A 23,447-nucleotide genomic window follows, 5' to 3' on the forward strand; every position below is an offset into this window, starting at 1 on the left:
AGGTTTTACCTGTACAACACAGTGTCTAAGTTAACCTGACAAAGGAAAGGAGAGCATCAATGACTCTGCGTCTTGGAGATACCGCACCGGATTTTGAGCAGGATTCCAGCGAAGGCAAAATTTCCTTCTACGACTGGCTGGGCGACAGCTGGGGCATTCTTTTCTCACACCCAGCAGACTTCACCCCGGTGTGCACCACCGAACTGGGCCTGACCGCCAAGCTCAAGGACGAATTCGCCAAGCGCAATGTGAAGGCCATCGCCCTGAGTGTCGATCCGGTCGATTCCCATCGGGAGTGGATCAAGGACATCAACGAAACCCAGGGCTGCTCGGTGAACTTCCCGATCATTGCCGACCAGGATCGCAAGGTGTCCCAGCTTTACGACATGATCCACCCGAACGCTGACAGCAGCCTGACCGTGCGCTCACTGTTCGTGATTGATCCGAACAAAAAAGTGCGCCTGATCATCACCTACCCGGCCAGCACCGGCCGCAATTTCAACGAGGTGCTGCGGGTGGTCGACTCCCTGCAACTGACCGACAGCCACAAGGTGGCCACCCCCGGTAACTGGGAGCGTGGCGGCGACGTGGTGATCGTGCCATCACTGCAGGATGAGGATGAGATCAAGGAGCGTTTCCCCAAAGGCTACAAAGCAGTGAAATCCTACCTGCGGATGACACCGGACCCGAAGGCCAACTGGAGCGGCGAGTAACTCGCCACGTTTCAGGGCCCTGAAAACACAAAAGGCCGGGCAGCGTGGCTGCCCGGCCTTTTTCATGTCCGACCACCCGGTGATCAGAACGCCGGCACAACCGCACCTTCGTACTGCTTCTTGATGAAGTCACGAACCGCATCAGAGGTCAGCGCATCCGCCAGCTTCTGCATGGCCTCGCTGTCCTTGTTGTCCGGACGGGCCACCAGGATGTTCACGTAGGGGGAGTCGGAGCCTTCAATCACCAGCGCATCCTCGGTGGGGTTCAGACCCGCTTCCAGCGCATAGTTGGTGTTGATCAGGGCCAGGTCCACCTGGTTCAGGATACGCGGCAGGGTCGCTGCTTCCAGTTCCTTGAAGTCCAGATCTTTCGGGTTCTCCGCGATGTCCCGCGGTGTTGCGGTGATCTTGCTCTCATCCTTCAGGGTAATAAGACCCGCTTTCTGGAGCAGCAGCAGGGCACGGCCGCCGTTGGTGGGGTCGTTCGGGATGGCCACTACCGCGCCTTCTTTGAGTTCGTCCAGCGAGTCGATCTTGCTGGAGTAGGCGCCGAAGGGCTCAACGTGCACCCCGGTGACGGTCACCAGATCGGTGCCACGGCCAGCATTGAACTCATCCAGATACGGCTTGTGCTGGAAGAAGTTGGCGTCCATCCGCTTCTGGTCCACCTGAATGTTCGGCTGGATATAGTCGGTGAATACTTTCACATCCAGCTCAACGCCTTGCTCGGCCAACTGGGGCTTCACGAATTCCAGGATTTCGGCGTGGGGTACCGGCGTGGCCGCTACGGAGAGTTCCTCGGCAGCAACCGCACCGGAGAAAGTCGCTGCGGCAGCCAGTGCCACGAAAGTTTTCTTCAGATTCATAAATCAGTTCTCCTGTTGGCAGTTAGAAAAAATCTTGTTGGCTCACCTGACAAGTCCGGGCCGCTGGCGGGAAAGCCCTTCCGAAAACGTGGAGCGCCAGGGATGGCGCGACCGAGCCCTACAGGGACGTATTTACGGGCGTTTTTCGGAAGGGCTTTCCCGCCAGAGGCTTGCACCCAGGCATGCCTACTTCCGGCTGAAGTACAGGACCAGGCGGTCACCGACCATCTGGAGCACCTGTACGAAGATGACCAGTAAAGCGACTGTAATGACCATTACGTCGGTCTGGAATCGTTGATATCCGAAGCGGATGGCCAGGTCACCGAGGCCACCGCCACCGATCACGCCGGACATGGCGGCGTAGGAAACCAGGGTTATAGCCGTTACGGTGATGCCGGCGATGATGCCGGGAAGGGCTTCCGGGAGCAGGGCACCGAAAATGATCTGGCGCACGCTGGCGCCCATGGCCTGGGTGGCTTCGATGATGCCGCGGTCCACTTCCCGCAGGGAGGTTTCCACTAACCGCGCGAAGAACGGGGCGCCGCCAGCAACCAATGGCGGAATCGCGCCGGCCACACCTAGTGACGTGCCGATCAGCATCACTGTAAAGGGAATCATCACGATCAGCAGGATGATGAACGGCACCGAACGCAGTACGTTCACCACGAACGACAACACCGCGTAGGCGACTGGCTGTTCCAGAAGCTGGCGTTTGCCGAACAGGAACAGCAGCACGCCGATGGGCAGGCCGATCAGCACACTGAACAGCAGGGACATACCCACCATCACCAGGGTATCCCAGCTGGCCCAGCCGATTTCGGTCCAGTCCACGTTACTCAGCAAGGCTTCCATCAGCGCAATACCTCCACGTGTACGTCGGCGGCCTCGAAGGCCTGCATGGCCACGTTCAGGTCACCGCCCACCAGCGACAGAGTCAGCTGCCCGTAAGGGATGTCCTTGATGTGATCAATTCGGCCGGACAGGATGCTGAAATCGACACCGCTCTGCCGGGCCACGCTGCCCAGCAGCGGCTTGTAGGTGGATTCGCCCTTGAAGGTCAGGCGCAGGATTCGGCCGTCAGCCTTGCTCAGGTCCTCCTGCAGCTCGTCCCGGTCGATGCTCTCGCTTTCGAACACGAAATCCCGGGTGGTCTGGTGTTTGGGGTGCAGGAACACCTCGCTCACCGGGCCCATTTCCACCACCTTCCCTGCGTCCATCACTGCCACCCGGTCGCAGACCCGGCGCACCACGTCCATTTCATGGGTAATCAGAACGATGGTCAGGCCCAGTTCACGGTTGATGTCCGCCAGCAGCTTCAGCACAGACTGTGTGGTTTGCGGGTCCAGGGCGCTGGTGGCCTCGTCGCAAAGCAGAATGGTGGGCCGGCAGGCGAGGGCCCGGGCAATGCCCACCCGCTGTTTCTGGCCGCCGGATAGCTGGGAAGGGTACTTGTTGGCGTGGTCGCTGAGGCTGACCCGTGCCAGCAGTTCCTCAACCCGGTTGCGGATCTCTGCCTTGGAATAGATACCGGCGAGCTTCATGGGGAAGGCGATGTTGTCCGCCACGGTCTTGGACGACAGCAGATTGAAGTGCTGGAAAATCATGCCGACCTTGCGCCGGAACGCTCTCAGCTCGGCGGCATCGTAGCCGGTGATGTCCTCGTCGTCGATCAGTATACGCCCGCCGGTGGGCGGCTCCAGCAGGTTGATCAATCGCACCAGAGTCGACTTGCCCGCCCCGGAATGGCCAACAATGCCGAACACCTCGCCGGTTTCAATGGTCATATCGGTGGGATTAAGCGCGGGGATCGCCCGGCCGCCTACCTGATACGATTTCTGTACCTGGTCAAATACAATCACGGTCAGCGCCTTGTGGGTGCAGCGTTAAAACCGGCGATTATAGCCCATCCGGCGGGCAAACCCGAGTTCGGGCACCCCCGGCTTTGTGGGTAGTTGTCCCTACACAAACCGTTACCTGACACGGTTCACCCGCTGGATTAAACTTGGATCGTAAAAGAACCTTCAATTTCTCCAGAGGCGCCGGCCCCAGAGGCTCACAACCGTGACCACCGAAAAACCAATCGCTCCCGCAAGAATGAACTCCACCCAGGCCTGGGTAACCTATCTCAGCAAAGTCGAGTTGCCGGTTCTTGCCAACACCCTGCGGCGCATCAATGAGCTGACCGACAGCCGCAACAGCACCGTCAACGAGCTGGCCAACGTGATTCTCAACGACGCCCAGCTCACCTCCCAGGTGTTGCGACTGTCCAATACGGTGTTCTATAACCAGACCCGCACCCAGGTCAGCACCGTCAGCCGAGCCATTACCCTGATCGGCTTCGATGCCGTCAAATCCATGGCCATCTCCTCACTGATTGTCGATACCCTGCTCAAGCGCAACGATCGGCCGCATCTCCTGAGGTGCCTCGCCCGGGCCATTCACGCCGCTGTTCAGGCCCGATGCCTGATGCCCAAGCGCAACGAGACTGCCCTTGAGGAGGTGTTCATCGGGGCCCTGCTGATGAACATCGGCGAGCTGGCATTCTGGTCCTGTGAAACCGAGCAGGCAACGGAACTGGAGGAGCGCCTGCGTCTGGATGAGACTCCCGTCGAGGCGCAAAAAGCGGTGCTGCATACCACCTTTACCGAGATCACCCGCGGACTGGTAGAGGCCTGGTCCCTGGGCCCTTTCATCAAGGATGTGGTGTCACCGGGGCAGGCCAATTCTCTGGGTTCCAGCCTGGTTCGCAACTGCGTCGATATGGCCCGGCTGTCCGAGCAGGGCTGGAGCGGGCCGCATATGGACAAGGCACTGGAGCGGTTGGGCAAGGACATTGGCGAAAGCCCGGCGGTGGTTCGGGACCAGCTCAAGGTGAACGCCTCAGAAGCGATGCGAGTTGCCGTGTCGCTGGGCATTCCGCAGGTTACCGCGCTGATGCCGGGAGCCTCGGGCGCTGCCGGGGAGGCGGTCCCGGAGGCACCGACCATGGACCCGGAACTGCAACTGGAAATCCTGCGTGAATTGAGCCAATGCCTGGCGGAAAAGCCCGACATCAACGAGGTCTGTCAACTGGTAATCGAGGGCATACACAGGGCCATCGGTATGCAAAGGGTGGCGCTGCTGATGGCCGACCGAGCGGGGGACAAGCTGGTACCAAGGAAGCTTGGTGGCCGGGGAACTGAAGAATGGCGGCAGCACTTTCTGATCCACAAGGATGGCACAGGGTCCCTGGGCGGACTGCTTCCCCATGCCCATGCGAGCATCTACCAGCCCAAACCAAACGCCGAAGGGGTACCCTACGACCGATGGCTCGGAAAAGTACCTGCCCTTATCGGCCCCATCAAGGCCAATGGCCGGCTGGTCGGCCTGTTCTATGCCGACAATGCTGGGGGTGGCTATGTGCCCTCGAATGAGCAGCTGTCCGCCTTCGGCCACTTCCTCCAGAACGCCCAGCTTTGCCTGACCCTGATCTCTGGCCGGTAACCGCCCTAGAGATCGTAGAGTTTGGCCACGTGGAGTATCGGACCGGTCGGAGTGCCGGTTGGCGAACCGCCTGAGGGTTCAAGGCTGATGGCCAACGTCCTGCTACGAACAAGCTCCCTCATGGCCTGATCGGACAAACGGATCTGGTGTGTGCCACCAATCGGCACCACGCCGAGAGACAAAGGCGCCCCATTCTCCGGCACGACCCACAGTTCATAGTCTTTGCTGGCACCGGCCGCTGTTGCCGAGACCGGTTTCAGTCTGAGCAGGTTATCGCGACCTGCTTCGCTAATCAGCCACAGGGGCGTGTCGCTGCCAGACTGGACAATGGCTCCCGCCAGCTGCTGTTGCTCAACATCGGGCAAGGGCCGCTGAACCAGCAGAACCGCAAGCACCAGCGCAACTGCCGTCGCCAGCAATCCCCATCCGGGCCAGAGCCAGTGCGGTCGGCCCAGGCGCTCTGCCGACTTCGGTGTCTCTTCGGGCCACAACCGCCGGGTCAGTGCCGACCAAATCTCCGCAGGCGGTTGCTCCGGTTCGGCGGAATTCGAAAGCGGCCCCAGGGTCTGCTCCCAGAACCAGACCTCCTGACGAACCCGACCAGACTCCATCATCCAGCCCTCGAAACGTCGACGCGCCTGGCCCTGCAAAGAGCCCAGCACGTATTCCGCCGCCAGTTGTTCAATGCGCTCAACAGATTTTTTCATGGTTCCAGACACCGTTTCAGAGCAGCGAGCCCACGCCTTACCCAACTCTTGACCGTACCGATCGGTTTACTCAGTGCTGCCGACAGTTCGTCGTGGGTCAAACCGCGGTAATACACCAGCAGGATGCTGTCCCGCTGAACGTCGCTCAGCTGCTCGAGGCAGCCGGTGAGCTGGTTCGCACCGTCGCGGCGAAGGGACTCATCAAGTGGGCCGTGCCCGGCATCCTCAAGCTGGCTAAGCTGATCATCGCTGTCAGACAGCCTCGCTCTGCGTGCACGGATCAGATCCAGGGTCCGGTAGCGCGCAATGGTCATCATCCAGGCCAGTGGTGCCCCGCGGTCGCTGTGATATTCACCCGCGTGATGCCATATCTGGATAAAACTTTCCTGAAGCGCCTCTTCGGCCAGCTCCCGCTGGTTGGCAAGCTTCAGACATAGCCCAAACATGCGCGCCGCAACCTGGCCGTATAGTGCCTCAAAGGCCTTCCGATCTCTCGCCGCGACCCGTCGCAACAAACGCATCAGCTCGTCCTGGTTTACGCTCCCGGCCGACATACCTTCTCCCGAATAACAGAGCTTTCTCTGCAGTACGGGCGAGAGCCATGAATAGTTGCAGTTCAACAGTCAACTTTCTTCCGAAGCGAGTGCATCTTTTTGCAACCCTGCCTCGTTCCCTCCCTTGCAACACCTCAGACCTTCATGAAAGGAGTTTGGTATGAACACGATTTTCAACCGCGCCGGTCTGGCCGCAGCCGTGGCAGGAGCCTGCCTGACGGCGGGCCTTGCCCATGCGTCAAGTCACCGGGAGGCACCGTTTATCACGGAGATGCCGAAAGTCGACGGCACCGATTTCTACATGTTTCGCAGTTACGAAAGCGGTCGGGAAGGCTTTGTTACCCTCATTGCCAACTACCTGCCATTGCAGGATGCCTACGGTGGCCCGAATTACTTCGACCTCGACGATGACGCCATCTACGAGATCCATATCGATAACACCGGGGATGCGGTCGAGGACCTGACCTTCCAGTTCCAGTTCTCCCCCGTCGAGAATCCGATCGTGCTGAACGTCGGCCCGGCTGGCGACCAGAAAGCCGTGGCCATCCCGTTGAAAGGCGCCTCGGCTGGTGTTGGCACTACCCCTGAAGAGGGCGACAAGTTCCAGGTCAGCCAGGAGTACGAGCTGACAGTGATCTCTGGCGACCGCCGCACAGGCACCCGGCAAGCGGCCATGAATGTCACCACCGGCCAACCCACCTTCCGAAAGCCCATCGATAACATCGGTGCGAAAACCTTCAGCGATTACGAAGCCTACGCCAACAGCCATATCTATGACGTTGCAATCCCGGGTTGCACGTCCAACGGCCGGGTGTTTGTGGGTCAGCGTAAAGAAGCGTTCGCGGTCAATCTGGGCGAAATATTCGACCTGGTGAACACCGACCCGATTGCGGAAACCGAGATTGAGCGCAACGACGAGCAAAACGATCTGGCCGACAAAAATGTCACCAGCTTTGCTCTGGAGGTGCCCGTCGCCTGCCTCACAGGTTCTGCCGTGACAGGCACAGGCGACCCGGTTATTGGCGCCTGGACCACCGCAAGCATTCGCCAGGCCCGCGTCATCAACCCGGCGCCCAAGGCCAATGACAAAGGCGCAAGCATCGAAGGTGGTGCCTTTACACAGGTTTCCCGTCTGGGCATGCCGCTGGTCAACGAAGTGGTGATCGGCCTGCCGGACAAGGATGCCTTCAACGCCAGCGAACCGAAGGACGATGGCCAGTTCGCCACCTACGTCACCAATCCGACATTGCCGGAGCTGCTGGAAATCCTGTTCAGTTCAGCCGGCGCTACGGCCCCGAACAATTTCCCCCGCAACGACCTTGTTTCCGCCTTCCTGACCGGTCTGACAGGCCTCAACCAGCCCAGCGGCGTTACCGCCTCGGAAATGCTGCGACTCAACCCTGCCATTCCGGCGGTTGCTGAGAGCAGCCAGGATGATCTGGGCGCCCTCGCGGGCGACAACGCCGGCTTCCCGAACGGACGCCGTCCCGTTGACGATGTGGTGGACATCGCGCTTCGGGTGGCCATGGGCGCATTGACCACGGATGCACCGAATCGGGACGTACCCTTCACCGACGGTGTACGCGTTGATCCCCTGAACCTGCAGGAAACCTTCCCATACCTGGCAACACCGATTGCCGGTTCACCGAACGGTACGCCGTAAGCGCGGGAGGACACCATGAAAACGACCATCCACGTTCTGGCATCCACGCTGGCCGTCATGGCGCTGGCCGGCTGTTCGGATAACAGCCGTGCGCCCAGGGAGGCCTTGCCGGTCGACTTTACCTCGTTCGTGAAGACCGAGGTTCAGAAACAGGCGGTCGACCTGCAGCCGGTCAACATCAACCCGTTGGAGTTCACCTTCAATGACCAGAGCAATGAACAGGCTTACGACGAGCTGTTCTTGCAATAAAAACCACCGGCGGCACTCGTGTATGGAGACTGCCGCCGTCGACGCTCCTGCCCGCTCAGGCAGGAGCGTTCGTTGTGGTTTTGTATTGCTGATCGGTTTGCTGAATGTCGGAGCTGGCGCCAACGCGGCGCCGGCCCCCATAGATACCCACTTTGCTGACAGTGAGGTGCTGATAGCGCTGCCGGATGCCTCCCTGACCACCAGCGACCTGCCATCAAACCCGGAACAACTGGCCGATCGGGTCAGGCAACAGATCGATGAGGCCCGAGCCACGGGCGATCCCCGCTTCTACGGCTATGCCACCCGCACACTACAGCAGTGGCAAGGGCCCATGACGGATCGTCTGCTGGTACTCAGGGCCACGGTTCAGCAGAGCCTTCATAACTTCGACAATGCCCGCGGTGACCTATCCACCGTCATCAGCCGGGCGGCCGACGCCCGCCAAGCTGCGCAAGCCATACTGTTGCTGGCAAACCTTGAGACCGTCCAGGGCAATTATGGACGCGCCCGACAACACTGCAAGGACCTGCAAAGCCGCATGCCCGGCCTGATTTCCGCGAGTTGTCTCGCCCAGGTTGACGCACGCACAGGCAATGCGCCCGGCGCCTATCGGGCACTGTCCCGATACCTGGAAACGACCCCGGCCGACCGCACATCGCAGCTCTGGGCCGAGGGAACCCTTGGAGAAATCGCGGCACAACTGGGAATGCCTGAGGCAGCGGCACACTGGCAAAGGGTGCTCGTGGCAAACCCGGACGACCTGTATACCCGGGCACAGCTGGTGGACTGGCTGATCCGTCGGCAACAGTTTGATCGGGCATTGGCGCTTACCAGCAACTACGAGCAAGTGGATGCGTTGGCAGTGCTACGGGCCGTTGCCATGCGCCAGTCTGGTCATCCGGAAGCAGACGACCTCACAGCCAGTCTGGATGAACGCTTCGCCGAAGCTCGCTGGCGCGGGAATCTGCTCCACGCCCGGGACATCGCCCGGTTCGAGCTCGACGTCAAGGGCAACGCCCAGGCCGCCGTTGCCCTGGCACTGGACAACTGGCAGGACCAGCGCGAACCGGCGGACACTCGCCTGTTGCTTCGCGCGGCAGAGGCGGCAGGCAGCCCATCCTCCGCACGTCTGGCGAGGGCCTGGCTGGCAGAGCAACGCCAGGCCGACGTTCGTTATCCGGAGGAACAGCCATGAGTGGCTTCTCGCAGGTACTGCGCTTTATGGCCTTCGGGCTGTTGCTATTCGCCAGCCTGGCCTACGGGCATAAGGCCAGCGACAGCTTCATATACTACGATCAGGACGAATCGACCCTGCGTGTCGACGTGGCATTGCGTGATCTGGCCCTGGTGCTTCCGCTGGATCGGAACCACAATCAGCTGCTCAGTGGCGCTGAATTGCGGGCGAGCCGAGGGGACATCACGGGCTGGACTGAACAGGGCCTCCGGCTATCGAATGACAGCGGTGTCTGTCGCCTGAAAGGCCAGCAGTGGGGACTCTCCAGCCACAGTGACGGGCCCTACGCGGCTGCCCTCTACCAGGTAATCTGCCCAGACAAGGGGACGCCCACCACGCTTCAGTACAATCTTCTTTTTGAACAGGACCCCTTGCACCGCGGCTTGCTCAGTATCGATACCGGAGCGGCAACAATGCTCAGGGTGGCGACTCCGGATCAGAGGACTGTCGCACTTGCCGTCAACGGAGACGGCACAGCCCTGGCCCTGTTTGGCACGTTCCTGTACGAGGGGGTTCTGCACCTGCTGATCGGGCTCGACCACATGCTGTTCCTGCTGGTTCTGATCCTCCCGGCCACATTTCGGAAAGACGACGGATTTCCGGGGAGCGGACCGAGCGACACGTTCCGCTCGCGGCTGTGGAACCTCGCGGGTATTGTCACGGCCTTCACGGTGGCCCACTCGATCACCCTGGGCCTCGCCGCATTCGATGTGCTTGCACTGCCCATTGCCTGGGTGGAAACCGTCATTGCACTGTCCATCGCGCTGGCAGCCCTGAACGTGGTGTGGCCGGTGCTCGGCCGGAAGACCTGGAAGCTGGCTTTTGGTTTCGGCCTCGTACACGGCTTCGGATTTGCGAGCGTTCTCGGCGACCTGACGAATGGTGTGAGTGACCTGGCGCTGGCTCTTGCCGGCTTCAATATCGGTGTCGAGCTGGGGCAACTGGCCCTGCTGGTGGTGGCGTTCCCGGCACTTTACCTGCTGGCCAGTCACAGGGCGTATGAGAAGGCCGTCGTGCCTGTGCTCCTGGTGGCCACCGGTGCCCTCAGTCTGCTCTGGGTGGTGGAGCGTGCGCCCGTTTTCTGAGCGCACGCTGCCCCCGGTTAATGCAGCGCCCGCATCTGCCGTGGGTAGAGTGCGGCACTGACCTCGGGTTCCTCCAGAAGGTTGGCCAGTTCCTGATCCACCTCAGTCTCGGCACCTTCCTCCGGCAGTGGCTCGAACAGGGTGCTGAGCCAGGACGCTACGGATGGCGCTTCGTCACGTTTGTAGTCTGTGGACAGCGCCTTGATCCGGCGGAAGCCGATGATGCGCTGATGCTTGGGATCTCGAATTTGCTCAAACCCGCGCCAGTAGACATGGTCCCGGGTGTGCAGCTGTACGAACAGGGTATCGATGGGTCCGTCTGCGCCCTCGTTATCCTCCTGTGGGTCTTCCTGGGCAGCCTCGACTTCGAGATCGGGCTTCTTGTGACGGATGGTGGTCCAGGCGGGGTAGAGCACCGCCACGGCGTCTGCTTCCACATGCTCGCGGGCGGCGCGGAGGATCAAACCCCAGCGGGCCTTGTCGGCATCGGTTTCAAGGGAATTAATGGGCAAGTCGTAGCTTTGTTCGCTGGACAGGACGATAGCCATCATCGGGGCATCAAGCTCCCCCATGGCCTCGGCCTGTGCTACTGATACCAGATCGTCGATTGCCATCGGTTGGTTCATAATACGCTCGCCTCCTCGATGCCATCAGGGTCTGTCAGGAAGAAAGGGTCTTCCTGACTCACAGCATAGCCTGTTCCCGCTACAAAGATAAACGTGGAGTTTCGCCCGCCGGATCACAACCCCGGGGTGGTTTGTCAAAAGGCGTTGTCGAGTTTCTCGTACTGGCCGAACCAGGGCCGGGCCTCTTCCAGCTGCGCCGCCAGTTGCAGCAACCGGGCCTCGCCACCATGGGGCGCGCCAAACTGCACACCCACCGGCAGTCCCTCTTTGGTCCAGTGCATGGGTACCGACATGGCCGGGGTCCCGGTCAGGTTGGCCAGCTGGGTGAAGGGCGTGCGCGCCAGGCTCTCAAGCGCCATCTGATCCACCTGGCCGGTGCGGTGCACCAGTTTGCCGGCCTTCAGTTTGAGCATGATACTGGCTGCGAACTTCAGGTGAGCCGGTGTTTCCAGCTGTCCGATGGCGGCCGGTAACTGTCCGGTGGTCGGACACAGGTACAGATCGTACTGGCCAAAATAGGCGCCCAGGGCCCGGGCAAAGTCGTTCCATTGCTGCCGGCGGCGTACGTAATCAGCCAGGGGCATGGTGTCACCCAGCATCCCGATCAGACGGGTGTCCAGCTCGAAGTCCTGGTCGCTGGCCCCGAACTGTTCCCGGGCCCGGGCCATCAGTGCAGATACCTCGCCGAAATAGAGCCCCAGGTAACAGCGGGCCAGGGCCATGCCGTCAAACTCCGGCGCCGCGTATTCCACGGTGTGGCCGAGGCTTTCCAGAATCCTGGCGGTTTCATCAACGGCGGCCACGCACTCGGGGGCGACCTCGGTGTCGTAGGGCGAGGAGGTGAACACACCAATGCGCAGATTGCCGGGCGCCTGTTGCATGAGATCGGCGTAAGCCGCCAGCGGCCCGGGGATCACGAACGGATCGCCCGGCGCCGGGCCCTGGAGCACGTCCAGCATGGCCGCGCTGTCGCGGACCGTGCGGCTCACCACGTGATCCGTGGACGCCCCGGTCCAGGCCTCGCCCACCAGTGGTCCTGACGAGATGCGGCCGCGGGAAGGTTTCAGACCGAACAGACCGTTGTAGGCCGCGGGTATGCGAATGGAGCCACCGCCATCGTTGGCCCCCGCCATGGGCACAATGCCCGCCGCAACCGCGGCCCCTGATCCGCCGCTGGAACCACCCGGGGTCAAATCGGTGTTCCACGGGTTGAGCGTGGGTCCCCACAATGCCGATTCGGTAATCGCTTTCAGACCAAACTCAGGGGTCGCCGTGCGGCCCAGGAACACCAGGCCACCGTTGCGGGCGCGACGCACAAACTCCGAATCCCGGGTCGCAACGTTTCGCTTCAAACTACGACTGCCATAAGTACAGGGGTGACCGGCCTGTTCCTGGGCCAGATCCTTCAGCAGCAGGGGTACACCGGCAAAGGGTGCCTGCTGCGGGTACTCCTGGCTCAGGGCCTCGGAGAACTGCGGGTGGCAGATAGCGTTCAGCGTGCCGTTTACGCGGGTTGCCCGCTCCACGGCGGCTTCGCACACTTCCCGGGAACTGACTTTGCGGCGCCGGATCAGGTCGGCCAGGGCAGTGGCGTCGTATCGAAGGTATTCGGATTGCTTCATGGCGGGTTCCATTTTGTTATTCTGGTTTGGCAAACGTCACGGGTATAACGTTTATGGTCCGATTTCTCAAGCGCTTACACTGGCTGGTTCTGTTCCTTGGCCTCAGTTGCCCTATTCTGGCCTCCGGGGCTGAGCAGACCACTGGAAACCAGGACAGGAAGGACTGGACTGACATCGTTCGAACGTCCCCCTACTGGGTCAGCCAGGGCGTCTTCGACAACATTCTCACTATACGGCGCTGGGTACTCAAGGAAACCGGATACTGTGCCGAGAGCGATCGCCACGTGCTCTTTGACATGCGCGGACGGTTTCTGGCCTGGATCAGCGACGGCCTGACGCGGGAGATCACCCAGCGCCGCCTTAATGAAACCCGACAATCTCTGCACGAGCGGGGTGAGGTGGATCACTGGGTGCCGGGCGACACCGGCCAGACCGGCTACCCCTTTGCCCTGGCCTGTGACCAGCCCCACGTGAATCTTGATGAGGCGGTTGCCCGCTACCTGGGCACCCTGCCGCCCGATCGGATCTGGGGCGCCTGGGATGACCTCGTCTTTGCCTCCAGCGACGCCCCCGGCGCGCTACACGAGGCGATGATGTATGTGGTGGAACGGCGCAACAGTCAGAACCGGCTGACACTGCCAGAAGCACTGCCCCGGTATCTGGCCGGCCAGATCCTGATTGAGAGCGGTGGCCAGGCCCGCGCCCACTCCAGGGCCAACGCCCGCGGCATACTGCAACTGTCGCCTTCAGCCCTCGCCGATTGTCAGATTGCGCCGGACAACTACTGGCACCGCCTGGCCCAGATCGATTGCGCCCTGCGCCTGATGAACCAGAATGCCCGCAACCTTCAACCGGTGTTCAACCAGCGCTTCGGTCACCTGCCAGAGGACAAACGCAACCGCCTGTTCACTCTGCTTTTGATTCAGGCCTATCATGGCGGCGCCGGTCGGGTCCAGGCGCTGCTTGAAGACCCACTGCTGTCGAAGCCGGCCGACTATTTCGCCGACAACCACGAGCGCTTCAGCGCCGGTGACATTGCCTTCGGCCTGATATTCCACAATCTCGGCCGCGACCGGCTGGGGCTGGCGTCCCTGTATTACGTGGCCGATGTGCAACTGGCCACTGAAGCCCTCTGTCGCACTGCCCGACTCAAATCAACGGAATTCTGTGAATGGAACTAGCCCTCTCGCCCGCCGCCTTCCTGCCGGAAAGCCTGAGCCTCACCGTTGCACTGTTCCTGTTGGCCTGCTCCACCATCACCTCCATGATTACCGCCAGTCTCGGCGCGGGCGGGGGCGTTCTGCTGCTGGTTCTGATGGCCTCCTGGATGCCGCCGGCGGCGATCATCCCGGTCCATGGCATGATTCAGCTCGGCTCAAACGTCGGGCGGGCGGCCCTGACCTGGCGGCGGGTGGACTGGCGGGTGATTGCGGCCTTCGCTCCCGGGGTTCTGGCTGGTGCGGCACTGGGCGCATGGCTGCTGGTCAACCTGCCTGCGCACATCTGGCAGCTGACCATCGCACTGTTTGTGCTCTACCTGTGCTGGGGGCCACCCCTGCCCAAGGGTGCACTCGGCACCCCCGGGGTTTTTGTGGCATCGGCGTTAACCAGCTTCGTGAGCCTGTTTGTAGGCGCCACCGGCCCGCTGGTCGCGGCGTTCATCAAGCAGATCCACACCGACCGCTTCCGGACCGTAGCCACCTTCGCCACCGCCATGTCCCTCCAACATGCGCCCAAGGCACTGGTTTTCGGGGCAGCCGGTTTTGTGTTCCTTGACTGGCTGCCCTTCATCCTCGCGATGATTGTGTGTGGCTTTGCCGGCACCTGGCTGGGCCTTCACGTGCTCCGCACGCTGAGCGACCGGCGCTTCACGCTGATTTTCAATGTTGTTCTGACGGCCCTGGCCATCCGTCTGTTGTGGCAGGCCAGCGGTTCAGCCGGCTGGTGGTGAGGGAACAACGACAACCGCATTGCGGCCATGGGATTTGGCGATGTAGGAGCCCTCATCCGCCCGGGACATGACTTCCCGGGGACTGCTGTCCTGAGGCGTCAGCGCGGTGAGGCCGATACTGGCGGTCACACCGAACGAGCGCCCATCGTGTTCAATGCGCAGGCTCTCCACTCCAGAACGTATGCGCTCGGCCAGGGCCTCGGCCCGGGCCATGCCACAGGCCGGCAGGATAATCCCGAACTCGTCCCCACCCAGGCGGGCCACGGTATCCGATTGGCGCACAGATTCCCGGAACAGCTCGGCCAGCCGCTTGAGTAGATCGTCCCCGACCAGATGCCCGCCCTCGTCGTTTACTGGTTTGAAGTGGTCCAGATCAATCAGCATGAGTACCGAGGGAGCCTCCTGGCGGGAGGTCTCGCCCAGGCATTTGATGAGGGAGGCGTTGAAGGCCCGACGGTTCAGGAGGTGAGTCAGGCTATCGTGGGTCGCCTCCCAGGACAGCCGCTCTTCCTGCCGACGCCGATCGCTGTCGTCCCGAAGCACGAACACCAGTCGCTCGTCCTCCCGGCCCCGACGAATGTGCAGCATGGTCAGATCGATGGCAAAACTCTGGCCCTGGTTATTGGCCAGCGTTATATAGAGGCTGTCCAGGTCTTCTCCGGCAAGGAATCTGTCCCGTTGCAGGGGACCTTCTTCGTTCTGAATGGTCACGAGTTCGAAGAAGTTTCTCAGCACACATTCGCCTTCGGTGCCCAGGAAACGGCAGGCTGCGTCGTTGGCGTAACGGATCACACCGGTGACATCCACCATGAGCACCCCTTCCTGGAGCACGCCCAGAATGCTCTCCGCCCGTTGCTGCTCGTCCCGGAGCGCCTCTTCCACTTCCAGTTCACGGGAGATATCACGCACCACGGTGATGGTACCCAGAGCCTTCTCCGGCGTCTGGATCGCCGCTGTCATGACATCGCCCCAGACCACCTGATCCGGATTGATGGTCTCCAGTCTCAATCGGCCACGGAACACGCTCTGGTTCCGGATCGCCTGCTTCCAGCCGGCCACCGCCTGTGCCCGATCGGCCTGATCCACCCGGTTTGCCAGGTAGCTGTAGGTGAGCTCCTCGGCAGGCAGCCCGATGATGGCCTCGAAGGCCGGGTTGGCAAACTCGATGCGCCCCAGGACATCGGTCTGGACAATGCCGATTGGCGCGCTCTGGGTCAGTGAACGGAAGAAGGCCTCGCGCTCCGCCAGCGACCCCAGCACCTCGTCACGCTCGTCCATCACGGTGTTGAAAATCTCCGCCACCTGGCGGATTTCGGTGCCACCGGAGACACTCACCGGTTCCGACCGCATGCCCAGGTGGCGCTCGCGGATCTGCTCGCCAAGAGCCGTGAGGGGCGCCATCAAACGACTGAAACGCCAGAGAGCCAGAGGCGCGATCAGCAGGATAACCCCCAGCAATGTCCAGACAAACGCGTCCAGCGTCCGGGTGATCGGCGCCAGCGCTTCCCGGGCCGGCCAGGAGGCTGCCACGAACCAGGGCACCTGGCTCATCTGCTGCACCGAAAGAATCGTGCGTTCACCGTCAGCAGCCCGGGTTTCCAGGGTACCTTCAAAGCCCCCCATGGCGTCCTGAAGCACCGGATTGGCAACCCTCACCGGAGACATGATCCGGCCATCCCGCTCATCGGCCACCACAATGCCACTGCGCGTGGCCAGACTCAGCCGCCCGGTTTCACCAATGCGTAATCCGATAAACTGTTTGAGAAAATTGTCACCTTCCAGAAGGATGGCCCCACCGATCATTCCGATGAAGCGCTGCCTGTGGTCAAAAATCGGCGCCGCAATCATCACCGCAGGCTTGTTCTGATAGTTCGAGCGGTATGGCTCACTGATCACCGGCGTGAGCATGGACGACACTCGCTGGAAATACTCCCGGTCGCGCACACTCAAACCGGTCTGCCGGAACGCCTCCGGGTGTTCGGCCACGACGCGGCCGTTCTCGTCCACCAGATAGATACCGTCAAAAAGGTGCTGCAAGGCGGTTTGCCGCCGCACCAGAACCCGCGCACGGGTCTTGAGTACCTGGTCGGACATGGTGAGGCTCTGGGCCACGTGGTTGAGCGCTTCGAGCCGAAGGGCAAGCTTATCGTCAAGTTCTTCGGCCACCAGGGTGGCAATGGTCTGGACCTGGATTTGCGCCTGCTGTTGAAGCTCCGCCCGACTTAGCAGGGAGCCGGCCACCGTCACCAGCAGCGCCGAGAGCAGAATGCCGCCAATAACCAACGCGACCGCCCGGTTGACCAGACTGCCAAACCAGCGATGTCTCAGCATGACAGCCGCACCTCAGGGCGGACCCGACAAACAGCGATGATCTGTTCCTCCTGACTGCAACGGCTTCTTGTGGTTCTGTGGATGCTCCAAGTCTATCCAGCGGAAGCTCTCATGTCAGGCCACTCACTTGCATTTTTAATGATAATCGTTACTATTATTATCCATTTCAGTATTCCGTGAGCGCCTCGAAACATGAGCTCTTTTTTATCCCTGACCGACGGCCCCATTGCCCAACTTATTGATATGGGAGGCCCTGTCATGGTGGTGCTGCTCGCACTTGCCGTGTTCGGGCTGGTGACTTTCGTGTATCTGATGCTCCTGGGTACCTGCTACGCCCCGCGTCTGTCCGGGCGTCTTAAACAAACCGTAATGAACTGGCAGAGCAATCCCGACTCGGTGCGGCCGGCCGAGGTCCGTAGCCAGGCCGGGCGCTGGGGACGGATGAATCCGCTCCTGCACCTGGTGACTAACACCATTGAGGCCCTGCAGAACCGCCAGGACGACCGGCAGATCCGTGAAACCGCAGCGCGGGATGCCCAGCACGCCCTGGAGCCCTTTGAAGCGCCCCTGAAGATTATTGAGGTCATCGCAGCGCTGGCGCCCCTGCTCGGCCTGCTGGGTACCGTGCTCGGCATGATGGAGGCATTCAGCGCCATGGCGGCCACCGATGGCCGGGCCAACGCCACCCAGCTCAGCGGCGGTATCTACGAGGCGCTCACCACAACGGCTGCGGGCCTGGTGGTTGCCATTCCGTTTGCTGCTCTGGCCGCCTGGATTGAATTCCGTCTGCGCCGGATTCACAAGACCATCAACAGCACGCTGGTTTCCATCCTGCACATTGTCCCGGAACAGACTCTGGACGCTCCGGAAACCAACGGCACGGCCTCACAGAGCCGGCTCGCAGGAGAACCGGACAGCGAGCCTGCCGACAACTACGCTACAGCACAGGGTCAGCGATTCGCCCATGCAACTGGTTGAACCGCGGCCCAGCCGGCCGATTCCGATCCGCATCACGCCCCTGATTGATGTGGTGTTCATCCTGCTGGTGTTCTTTATGCTCACCACCCGCCTGCTGCCGGTGGATTATCTGGAACTGGCCAACGACACGGCCAGCCGAACTTCGGTAACCGGGGAACCTCTGCCGGAGCTGACCGTTATCGCTTCGGGCGAAGTCCGCTGGCGGGAGCAGTCCTTCACACTCGATCGGCTGGTCAAGAGCCTGACAAGCGCCGGCATCGGGGAGGTTAATCTGGCAACCACAGACAACACGCCGCTGGGCGCCTTCACCCGTACCCTGAGTGTCCTGAATGACGGTGGCATCGAAACCCACTGGCAGCGGACCAGGCCCCAGACACCATGAGCGATCTGGTTCCACCTCCGTTCACCTCCGGCAAGACCCTGATGGAACGGGTAGAAGATGCGCTTCTGCCGTTGATCAATCTGGTGTTCCTGCTGCTGATGTTCTTCATTGTTGCCGGCCAGCTTGCCGACGCGCCACTGCCGCCACTACCCGGCACCGGAGAGGTCGAGGACCGCAAGGCCCCCGAGGCCGACCTGATCGTGACGGCCGAGGGTAACTGGCAGGTGGGGGAAACGCCGGTTGATCGGGACTCCCTGATCGCACAACTACCTCAACCCGATGCCCAGCAGCCGCTGAAGATTGCCGCCGCAGAAAACACCACCATGGCGGATCTGGAGTCGCTGTTCAGGCTGCTGGAGCGCGCCGGATACCGGGACATTCTGTTGCTCACGGAGCCCGGCCAATGATGCCGCGACCACCTGCCTTCCGCTGGGTGCTTCTGCTACTGGCCGGGGTGATTACCGTGGCTGGCCTGGTGCTCGCTGCACCGGAGAAAACCGTCGAGCTCCACACCCTGGGTGAGTCTGCCGTGAACACCGCACCGGCTATCCGCATCAGACTGGCCGGAGAACCTGCACCAACACCGGAGCCAGAGCCCGAGCCAGAGGTGCAGCCGAAGCCGGCGCCGAAACCAGAGCCTGAGCCAATGCCGGAACCTGAACCGGAGCCAGAACCAGAGCCGGAGCCGAAACCCGAGCCGGAGCCGAAACCCGAGCCAAAGCCTGAACCCAAACCCGAACCGGCACCGGACCCGGAACCGGTGAAACAGCCAAAGCCGGTGCAGGACACCACACCCGAGCCGGAAGTATCCGAGCAGGCCGGCGAGGATGCGGCTGCCACGCGCACCGAAGAGCCGCAGTCCCAGGCAACGGTTCCACTGCAGAATGCCGGCGTTCGATCGGCGGTTGATAACTACCTGTCGAAGCTGAGCCGCCACCTGTCCCGTTATTACGAATACCCGCGGCGGGCCCGGCGACTCGGCCAGGAGGGCACACCGGTGATCGTGTTCGAGTTCCGCCGGGACGGCTCACTGATAGGCCATAGCCTGAGAACCAGCTCCGGGCACCAGCTTCTGGACGAATCCGCGCTCGCGATGCTGGAGCAGGCAGCCCCACTGCCCACCGTACCGGACGACATCAGCGGCCAGAAATTCCGCTACGCGCTGCCGGTTCGCTTCAGTCTCCGCTAACCGACAGGGCCATGCGCCAGCTTGCAGCAGTTGCCGCCCAGAGCGCACCAATCAGGTGCCTCGGGCCCTCGCCCCTCATCTCCCCGGACTCTTTACCGGCAACCAAAACCGCGGCAATCCATTGAATTAACTGTGCTTTCAACGGTTGACATTGTTCTGGCATGGTCCCTGCAATCCACCCTGTATCGAAGCCACTGGCGGTTTCGTTCACAGCGACAGATACATTCAGACGACGGCGTCTACTTGCACCTGCACTTTGCAGGCAGCAGGCAGCGCCGTTTTTTTATGGCCGGAAAAATACGCGGCCAACGAACAGAAGTCAGGGGAAACCAATATGTCCTACATAGCGCCTTCGGAATTCGTCACCAAAATGGTCGACGCCGGCGAATCCAAGATCTACATGTCCACCCGCGACACACTCATCCGGGCCTTCATGGCCGGCGCCATCCTGGCCCTGGCTGCGGCCTTTGCCATTACCGTTGCCGTAGAGACCGGCGTCTTCCTGATCGGCGCCGTCCTGTTCCCGATCGGGTTCATCATGCTGTACCTGATGGGCTTCGACCTGCTCACCGGCGTCTTCATGCTCACACCGCTGGCCCTGCTGGACAAGCGGCCGGGGGTAACGCCGGCGGCCATTCTTCGCAACTGGGGCTGGGTCTTCCTGGGCAACCTGGGCGGCGCACTCACCGTGGCGGTGATGATGGCGTTCATTTTCACCTACGGTTTTAACACCGACCCGGGCGCGGTCGGTGCCAAGATCGCCAGCGTTGGCGAGGCCCGCACACTTGGCTACGCCGAATACGGCGCCGCCGGCTGGGCCACCATCTTCATTCGCGGCATGCTGTGTAACTGGATGGTGTCCATGGGCGTTGTCGGTGCCATGATCTCCACCAGCGTCAGCGGCAAGTTCCTGGCCATGTGGATGCCAATCATGCTGTTCTTCTTCATGGGCTTCGAGCACTCCATCGTCAACATGTTCCTGTTCCCGTCCGCCATCATCATGGGCGGCGAGTTCTCGGTGATGGACTACCTGTGGTGGAACGAGATTCCCACCGTGCTGGGTAACCTGGTGGGCGGATTGGCATTCACAGGCCTGACGCTTTACACCACCCACGTGCGCACGGCACCCAAGCGTCAGATGCCGGGAGCCTACAATGACGGAGCCCTGGCCCGCTCCAACTGAGCCAGAGCTTGCCCGAGCACTCCGGCGGCACAGCCGCCGGAGTTTTTTTGAAGGAAGCCACGCAAACCATGGCCTCAACCCTGTCGATTTCCACAGGCCAGCACTCCCAGGCCGGCCGAAAGACGGTAAACCAGGATTTTCACGGGTTACTGGTGCCAGACAACCACCAGCTTGTCACCAAGGGCGTTGCCGTGGCCCTGGCCGACGGTATCAGTTCCAGTAACGTCAGCCAGATTGCCAGTGAATCGGCGGTGGCAGGGTTTCTCACCGACTACTATTCCACCCCCGACAGCTGGTCAGTCAAGCAATCCGCCCAGCGGGTGCTGCGGGCCACGAATGCCTGGCTCCATGCCCAGACCCGGCAGAGCCAGTACCGTTACGACCGCGACCGCGGCTATGTCTGCACCCTCAGCGTGATGGTGCTGAAGTCCGCCACCGCGCATCTCTTTCACGTGGGCGACTGCCGCATCTATCGGGTTCATCCGAACCGGCTCGAACAGCTCACCTCGGACCACCGGCTCTGGCTGTCCCCGGAGCAAAGCTGCCTGACCCGGGCCATGGGTATCGGGCATCAGCTGGACATTGATTACCACCAGATTGGCATTGTTCCCGGCGACACCTTCCTGCTGACCACCGACGGCGTTCACGAACACCTGGAGGATCGCACCATGGCGGCCACGATCCGTGCGGCGGGTGACGATCTGGACAAGGCCGCGCAAGCGCTGGTGGCACAGGCCCTGGAAAATGGCAGTGACGACAACCTGACCGCTCAGGTGATCCGGGTCGACTCGGTGGCCTCCGACACCGACAACGCCGAACTCTTCCGTGAACTCTCGGAGCGGCCCTTTGCCGATGAGCTGCGTCCGGGGCAGCGGTTGGACGGGTACCAGATCCTGCGGCAGATTCACGCCAGCAGCCGGAGCCATGTCTACCTGGCACAGGATGAGGACAGTGGCGCCCGCGTGGTGCTGAAGCTGCCGTCCATGGAACAGCGGCACGACCCGGCCTATCTGGAGCAGTTTTCCACCGAGCAGTGGATTGCCCGGCGCATCAACAACCCCCATGTGGTACGGCCGTTCGAGCCGGATCGGCGCGGCACGGTACTGTATCAGGCCACCCGGTTTGTTGACGGCTGCACCCTGCGCCAATGGATGCTGGACAACCCGAAACCCGCACTGGAGACCGTCCGGTCGCTGGTGGAGCAAATTGCCCGGGGTCTGCGGGCCTTTCATCGGCTGGAAATGGTGCACCAGGACCTGAAGCCCGAAAACATCATGGTGGATACCCACGGCACGGTAACCCTGATCGATTTTGGCGCCACCCGGGTCGCCGGTCTGGAAGAAGCGGCACCGTCGATCAAAGGGGGGCCAAGGGGCGCCGCGCTGTATAGTGCGCCGGAGACTCTCTTCGGAGAACCGGCCACCTGGCTGGCCGACCAGTTTTCACTGGGCGTGATCAGCTACCAGTTGCTCACCGGCAACCTGCCGTATGGCGCGGAAATCCCCAAGGCCCGGGGTACCAACGATTTGAAGCGTCTGAGCTACCGGCCCGCACGACAGCTGCGGGACGATGTTCCCGGATGGGTCGACCATGCCATTGCCCGGGCGGTGCACCTGCAGCCGTACAAGCGCTACCCGGCGCTGTCAGAATACCTCACCGAGCTGCGCCGGCCCGGACAGGACTGGCAACAGCGTCAGCAGCAACCCCTGATGGAACGCCAGCCGGTGGTTTTCTGGCAGAGCGTCTCGGCCATCCTGCTTCTGGTCCTCCTGACGGTACTGGCAATCCGCTGACCCATCCGCTGACCCATCCGACGAGCAATTTCTTGCCCAGGCAGCAACCACTTGCCCGGCTTCCGGGTACGGGATTGCCCCGCCCGTGAGCCGGACTGCCCGAAAACAACCTAGTAAACTGTTTTCAATGACTTTTCTGCACCTGGCATGGCACTTGTAACCGTCCCCGGTGTCCAGGGAGTACCCCAGGGACTTTTTTCATTCACACGTCACGGAGCAGACTATGCCAACTCCTTGTTATATCAGTATCGAAGGCCAGACCCAGGGCAACATCACCGCCGGCGCATTCACTTCCGACTCGGTCGGCAACATCTACGTGGAAGGCCACGAAGACGAAGTGCTGGTGCAGGAATTCAGTCACGTTGTCACTGTACCGACCGATCCCCAGTCCGGTCAGCCCTCCGGCCAGCGCGTACACAAGCCGTTCAAGTTCACCTCGGCGCTGAACAAGGCCACCCCGCTGATGTACAACGCCCTGGCTTCCGGCGAAATGCTGCCGAAGGTTGAGCTGAAGTGGTACCGCACCTCCGTTGAGGGCAAGCAGGAGCACTTCTTCTCCACCATCCTGGAAGATGCCACCATCATCGACATCAACTGCAACATGCCGCACTGCCAGGACGCCAGCAACGCCGACTTCACACAGCTGGTCACTGTGTCCCTGTCCTACCGCAAGGTCACCTGGGAGCACGCTGTTGCCGGCACCTCCGGTGCCGACGACTGGCGCTCGCCGATCGAGGCGTAATTCGTCCGATGAGCAACAACGGCCGGCACTGCCGGCCGTTGTTGCTTTTACCCCGGCTCCGTCACGGGGTATGATCGCCACAGACCTTCTCTTCAC

23 protein-coding genes are annotated in these 23,447 nt (G+C 61.6%); 15 read left to right on the forward strand and 8 right to left on the reverse strand.

The window, feature by feature from the left end; genetic code table 11:
- Positions 1-59: 59 nt before the first annotated feature.
- A complete protein-coding gene (locus ACFC20_RS01970) occupies positions 60-713 on the forward strand; it encodes a peroxiredoxin (RefSeq protein ID WP_375191528.1) in 654 nt (217 codons plus the stop codon).
- Between the two features lie 83 nt (positions 714-796).
- Here ACFC20_RS01970 and ACFC20_RS01975 read toward each other — a convergent pair whose 3' ends face one another.
- The 3 genes from ACFC20_RS01975 to ACFC20_RS01985 form a co-directional block, all read right to left on the reverse strand.
- Positions 797-1,579 carry a MetQ/NlpA family ABC transporter substrate-binding protein gene (locus ACFC20_RS01975; RefSeq protein ID WP_091989769.1) on the reverse strand — a complete coding sequence of 261 codons (783 nt, stop codon included), beginning with the start codon at positions 1,577-1,579 and terminating at the stop codon, positions 797-799.
- Between the two features lie 186 nt (positions 1,580-1,765).
- Positions 1,766-2,431 (reverse strand): methionine ABC transporter permease, encoded by a 666-nt coding sequence (locus ACFC20_RS01980; protein ID WP_091989766.1) that lies wholly within the window; start codon positions 2,429-2,431, stop codon positions 1,766-1,768.
- Positions 2,431-3,438 carry a methionine ABC transporter ATP-binding protein gene (locus tag ACFC20_RS01985; RefSeq protein WP_375191529.1) on the reverse strand — a complete coding sequence of 336 codons (1,008 nt, stop codon included), beginning with the start codon at positions 3,436-3,438 and terminating at the stop codon, positions 2,431-2,433. Before ACFC20_RS01985 ends, ACFC20_RS01980 begins: the two co-directional genes overlap by 1 nt.
- A 202-nt stretch (positions 3,439-3,640) precedes the next feature.
- Here ACFC20_RS01985 and ACFC20_RS01990 point away from each other — a divergent pair, with 202 nt between their 5' ends.
- Complete coding sequence (locus ACFC20_RS01990) at positions 3,641-5,062, forward strand: HDOD domain-containing protein (protein WP_375191530.1); 1,422 nt, start codon at positions 3,641-3,643, stop codon at positions 5,060-5,062.
- 5 nt (positions 5,063-5,067) lie between these two features.
- Here ACFC20_RS01990 and ACFC20_RS01995 read toward each other — a convergent pair whose 3' ends face one another.
- A complete protein-coding gene (locus ACFC20_RS01995) occupies positions 5,068-5,769 on the reverse strand; it encodes an anti-sigma factor domain-containing protein (protein WP_375191531.1) in 702 nt (233 codons plus the stop codon).
- The gene (locus ACFC20_RS02000; protein WP_375191532.1) at positions 5,766-6,323 is read right to left on the reverse strand and encodes a sigma-70 family RNA polymerase sigma factor; all 558 of its coding nucleotides are present in this window, start codon (positions 6,321-6,323) and stop codon (positions 5,766-5,768) included. Before ACFC20_RS02000 ends, ACFC20_RS01995 begins: the two co-directional genes overlap by 4 nt.
- A gap of 160 nt (positions 6,324-6,483) precedes the next feature.
- Between ACFC20_RS02000 and ACFC20_RS02005 the strand changes: the two genes are divergently transcribed.
- The 4 genes from ACFC20_RS02005 to ACFC20_RS02020 are packed head-to-tail and all read left to right on the forward strand — an operon-like array spanning position 6,484 to position 10,554.
- Positions 6,484-7,986 (forward strand): DUF4331 domain-containing protein, encoded by a 1,503-nt coding sequence (locus ACFC20_RS02005; RefSeq protein ID WP_375191533.1) that lies wholly within the window; start codon positions 6,484-6,486, stop codon positions 7,984-7,986.
- Positions 7,987-8,001: 15 nt separating this feature from the next.
- On the forward strand, positions 8,002-8,235 hold the full coding sequence (locus tag ACFC20_RS02010; RefSeq protein WP_375191534.1) for a hypothetical protein: 234 nt from the start codon (positions 8,002-8,004) through the stop codon (positions 8,233-8,235).
- Between the two features lie 22 nt (positions 8,236-8,257).
- Positions 8,258-9,430, forward strand: a complete 1,173-nt coding sequence (locus ACFC20_RS02015) for a tetratricopeptide repeat protein (RefSeq protein WP_375191535.1) — start codon at positions 8,258-8,260, stop codon at positions 9,428-9,430.
- The gene (locus ACFC20_RS02020; RefSeq protein ID WP_375191536.1) at positions 9,427-10,554 is read left to right on the forward strand and encodes a HupE/UreJ family protein; all 1,128 of its coding nucleotides are present in this window, start codon (positions 9,427-9,429) and stop codon (positions 10,552-10,554) included. Before ACFC20_RS02015 ends, ACFC20_RS02020 begins: the two co-directional genes overlap by 4 nt.
- A gap of 17 nt (positions 10,555-10,571) precedes the next feature.
- On the opposite strand, the gene ACFC20_RS02025 is transcribed toward ACFC20_RS02020, so the two are convergent.
- Together ACFC20_RS02025 and ACFC20_RS02030 are read right to left on the reverse strand one after the other, a co-directional pair.
- Positions 10,572-11,180 carry a hypothetical protein gene (locus ACFC20_RS02025; protein WP_375191537.1) on the reverse strand — a complete coding sequence of 203 codons (609 nt, stop codon included), beginning with the start codon at positions 11,178-11,180 and terminating at the stop codon, positions 10,572-10,574.
- Positions 11,181-11,314: 134 nt separating this feature from the next.
- A complete protein-coding gene (locus tag ACFC20_RS02030; protein WP_375191538.1) occupies positions 11,315-12,802 on the reverse strand; it encodes an amidase in 1,488 nt (495 codons plus the stop codon).
- Positions 12,803-12,855: 53 nt separating this feature from the next.
- Here ACFC20_RS02030 and ACFC20_RS02035 point away from each other — a divergent pair, with 53 nt between their 5' ends.
- Both ACFC20_RS02035 and ACFC20_RS02040 read left to right on the forward strand, forming a co-directional pair.
- Complete coding sequence (locus ACFC20_RS02035; RefSeq protein WP_375191539.1) at positions 12,856-13,983, forward strand: transglycosylase SLT domain-containing protein; 1,128 nt, start codon at positions 12,856-12,858, stop codon at positions 13,981-13,983.
- The gene (locus tag ACFC20_RS02040) at positions 13,974-14,753 is read left to right on the forward strand and encodes a sulfite exporter TauE/SafE family protein (RefSeq protein WP_375191540.1); all 780 of its coding nucleotides are present in this window, start codon (positions 13,974-13,976) and stop codon (positions 14,751-14,753) included. Before ACFC20_RS02035 ends, ACFC20_RS02040 begins: the two co-directional genes overlap by 10 nt.
- On the opposite strand, the gene ACFC20_RS02045 is transcribed toward ACFC20_RS02040, so the two are convergent.
- Positions 14,736-17,084, reverse strand: a complete 2,349-nt coding sequence (locus ACFC20_RS02045; RefSeq protein ID WP_375191541.1) for a GGDEF domain-containing protein — start codon at positions 17,082-17,084, stop codon at positions 14,736-14,738. The genes ACFC20_RS02040 and ACFC20_RS02045 overlap by 18 nt on opposite strands.
- A 192-nt stretch (positions 17,085-17,276) precedes the next feature.
- Here ACFC20_RS02045 and ACFC20_RS02050 point away from each other — a divergent pair, with 192 nt between their 5' ends.
- From ACFC20_RS02050 to ACFC20_RS02080, 7 genes are all read left to right on the forward strand, one after another.
- Positions 17,277-18,062: a MotA/TolQ/ExbB proton channel family protein gene (locus tag ACFC20_RS02050; protein WP_375191542.1), complete on the forward strand. Its 786-nt coding sequence runs from the start codon at positions 17,277-17,279 to the stop codon at positions 18,060-18,062.
- Positions 18,049-18,444: an ExbD/TolR family protein gene (locus ACFC20_RS02055; protein ID WP_375191543.1), complete on the forward strand. Its 396-nt coding sequence runs from the start codon at positions 18,049-18,051 to the stop codon at positions 18,442-18,444. The genes ACFC20_RS02050 and ACFC20_RS02055 overlap by 14 nt, the downstream gene beginning before the upstream one ends.
- Positions 18,441-18,851, forward strand: a complete 411-nt coding sequence (locus ACFC20_RS02060; RefSeq protein ID WP_375191544.1) for an ExbD/TolR family protein — start codon at positions 18,441-18,443, stop codon at positions 18,849-18,851. Before ACFC20_RS02055 ends, ACFC20_RS02060 begins: the two co-directional genes overlap by 4 nt.
- Positions 18,848-19,633 (forward strand): energy transducer TonB, encoded by a 786-nt coding sequence (locus tag ACFC20_RS02065; RefSeq protein WP_375191545.1) that lies wholly within the window; start codon positions 18,848-18,850, stop codon positions 19,631-19,633. Before ACFC20_RS02060 ends, ACFC20_RS02065 begins: the two co-directional genes overlap by 4 nt.
- A 334-nt stretch (positions 19,634-19,967) precedes the next feature.
- Positions 19,968-20,816, forward strand: a complete 849-nt coding sequence (locus tag ACFC20_RS02070) for a formate/nitrite transporter family protein (RefSeq protein ID WP_375191546.1) — start codon at positions 19,968-19,970, stop codon at positions 20,814-20,816.
- A 68-nt stretch (positions 20,817-20,884) separates the two neighbouring features.
- Positions 20,885-22,609 (forward strand): protein kinase, encoded by a 1,725-nt coding sequence (locus ACFC20_RS02075; protein ID WP_375191547.1) that lies wholly within the window; start codon positions 20,885-20,887, stop codon positions 22,607-22,609.
- A 223-nt stretch (positions 22,610-22,832) separates the two neighbouring features.
- Entirely contained in the window at positions 22,833-23,351 is a 519-nt protein-coding gene (locus ACFC20_RS02080; RefSeq protein WP_091989719.1) for an Hcp family type VI secretion system effector, read from the forward strand.
- Positions 23,352-23,447: the final 96 nt, after the last annotated feature.

Origin of the sequence: Marinobacter sp., assembly GCF_041984545.1 — a bacterium.
In the GTDB taxonomy this organism is placed as follows: Bacteria; Pseudomonadota; Gammaproteobacteria; order Pseudomonadales; family Oleiphilaceae; genus Marinobacter.

Excerpts from the sequence above, each read along its gene's own strand:
- ACFC20_RS01970 (WP_375191528.1), top strand. The coding sequence starts at position 60 with ATGACTCTGCGTCTTGGAGATACCGCACCGGATTTTGAGCAGGATTCC.
- ACFC20_RS01975 (WP_091989769.1), bottom strand. The coding sequence starts at position 1,579 with ATGAATCTGAAGAAAACTTTCGTGGCACTGGCTGCCGCAGCGACTTTC.
- ACFC20_RS01980 (WP_091989766.1), bottom strand. The coding sequence starts at position 2,431 with ATGGAAGCCTTGCTGAGTAACGTGGACTGGACCGAAATCGGCTGGGCC.
- ACFC20_RS01995 (WP_375191531.1), bottom strand. The coding sequence starts at position 5,769 with ATGAAAAAATCTGTTGAGCGCATTGAACAACTGGCGGCGGAATACGTG.
- ACFC20_RS02000 (WP_375191532.1), bottom strand. The coding sequence starts at position 6,323 with ATGTCGGCCGGGAGCGTAAACCAGGACGAGCTGATGCGTTTGTTGCGA.
- ACFC20_RS02005 (WP_375191533.1), top strand. The coding sequence starts at position 6,484 with ATGAACACGATTTTCAACCGCGCCGGTCTGGCCGCAGCCGTGGCAGGA.
- ACFC20_RS02010 (WP_375191534.1), top strand. The coding sequence starts at position 8,002 with ATGAAAACGACCATCCACGTTCTGGCATCCACGCTGGCCGTCATGGCG.
- ACFC20_RS02015 (WP_375191535.1), top strand. The coding sequence starts at position 8,258 with ATGGAGACTGCCGCCGTCGACGCTCCTGCCCGCTCAGGCAGGAGCGTT.
- ACFC20_RS02020 (WP_375191536.1), top strand. The coding sequence starts at position 9,427 with ATGAGTGGCTTCTCGCAGGTACTGCGCTTTATGGCCTTCGGGCTGTTG.
- ACFC20_RS02025 (WP_375191537.1), bottom strand. The coding sequence starts at position 11,180 with ATGAACCAACCGATGGCAATCGACGATCTGGTATCAGTAGCACAGGCC.
- ACFC20_RS02030 (WP_375191538.1), bottom strand. The coding sequence starts at position 12,802 with ATGAAGCAATCCGAATACCTTCGATACGACGCCACTGCCCTGGCCGAC.
- ACFC20_RS02035 (WP_375191539.1), top strand. The coding sequence starts at position 12,856 with ATGGTCCGATTTCTCAAGCGCTTACACTGGCTGGTTCTGTTCCTTGGC.
- ACFC20_RS02040 (WP_375191540.1), top strand. The coding sequence starts at position 13,974 with ATGGAACTAGCCCTCTCGCCCGCCGCCTTCCTGCCGGAAAGCCTGAGC.
- ACFC20_RS02045 (WP_375191541.1), bottom strand. The coding sequence starts at position 17,084 with ATGCTGAGACATCGCTGGTTTGGCAGTCTGGTCAACCGGGCGGTCGCG.
- ACFC20_RS02050 (WP_375191542.1), top strand. The coding sequence starts at position 17,277 with ATGAGCTCTTTTTTATCCCTGACCGACGGCCCCATTGCCCAACTTATT.
- ACFC20_RS02055 (WP_375191543.1), top strand. The coding sequence starts at position 18,049 with ATGCAACTGGTTGAACCGCGGCCCAGCCGGCCGATTCCGATCCGCATC.
- ACFC20_RS02060 (WP_375191544.1), top strand. The coding sequence starts at position 18,441 with ATGAGCGATCTGGTTCCACCTCCGTTCACCTCCGGCAAGACCCTGATG.
- ACFC20_RS02065 (WP_375191545.1), top strand. The coding sequence starts at position 18,848 with ATGATGCCGCGACCACCTGCCTTCCGCTGGGTGCTTCTGCTACTGGCC.
- ACFC20_RS02070 (WP_375191546.1), top strand. The coding sequence starts at position 19,968 with ATGTCCTACATAGCGCCTTCGGAATTCGTCACCAAAATGGTCGACGCC.
- ACFC20_RS02075 (WP_375191547.1), top strand. The coding sequence starts at position 20,885 with ATGGCCTCAACCCTGTCGATTTCCACAGGCCAGCACTCCCAGGCCGGC.
- ACFC20_RS02080 (WP_091989719.1), top strand. The coding sequence starts at position 22,833 with ATGCCAACTCCTTGTTATATCAGTATCGAAGGCCAGACCCAGGGCAAC.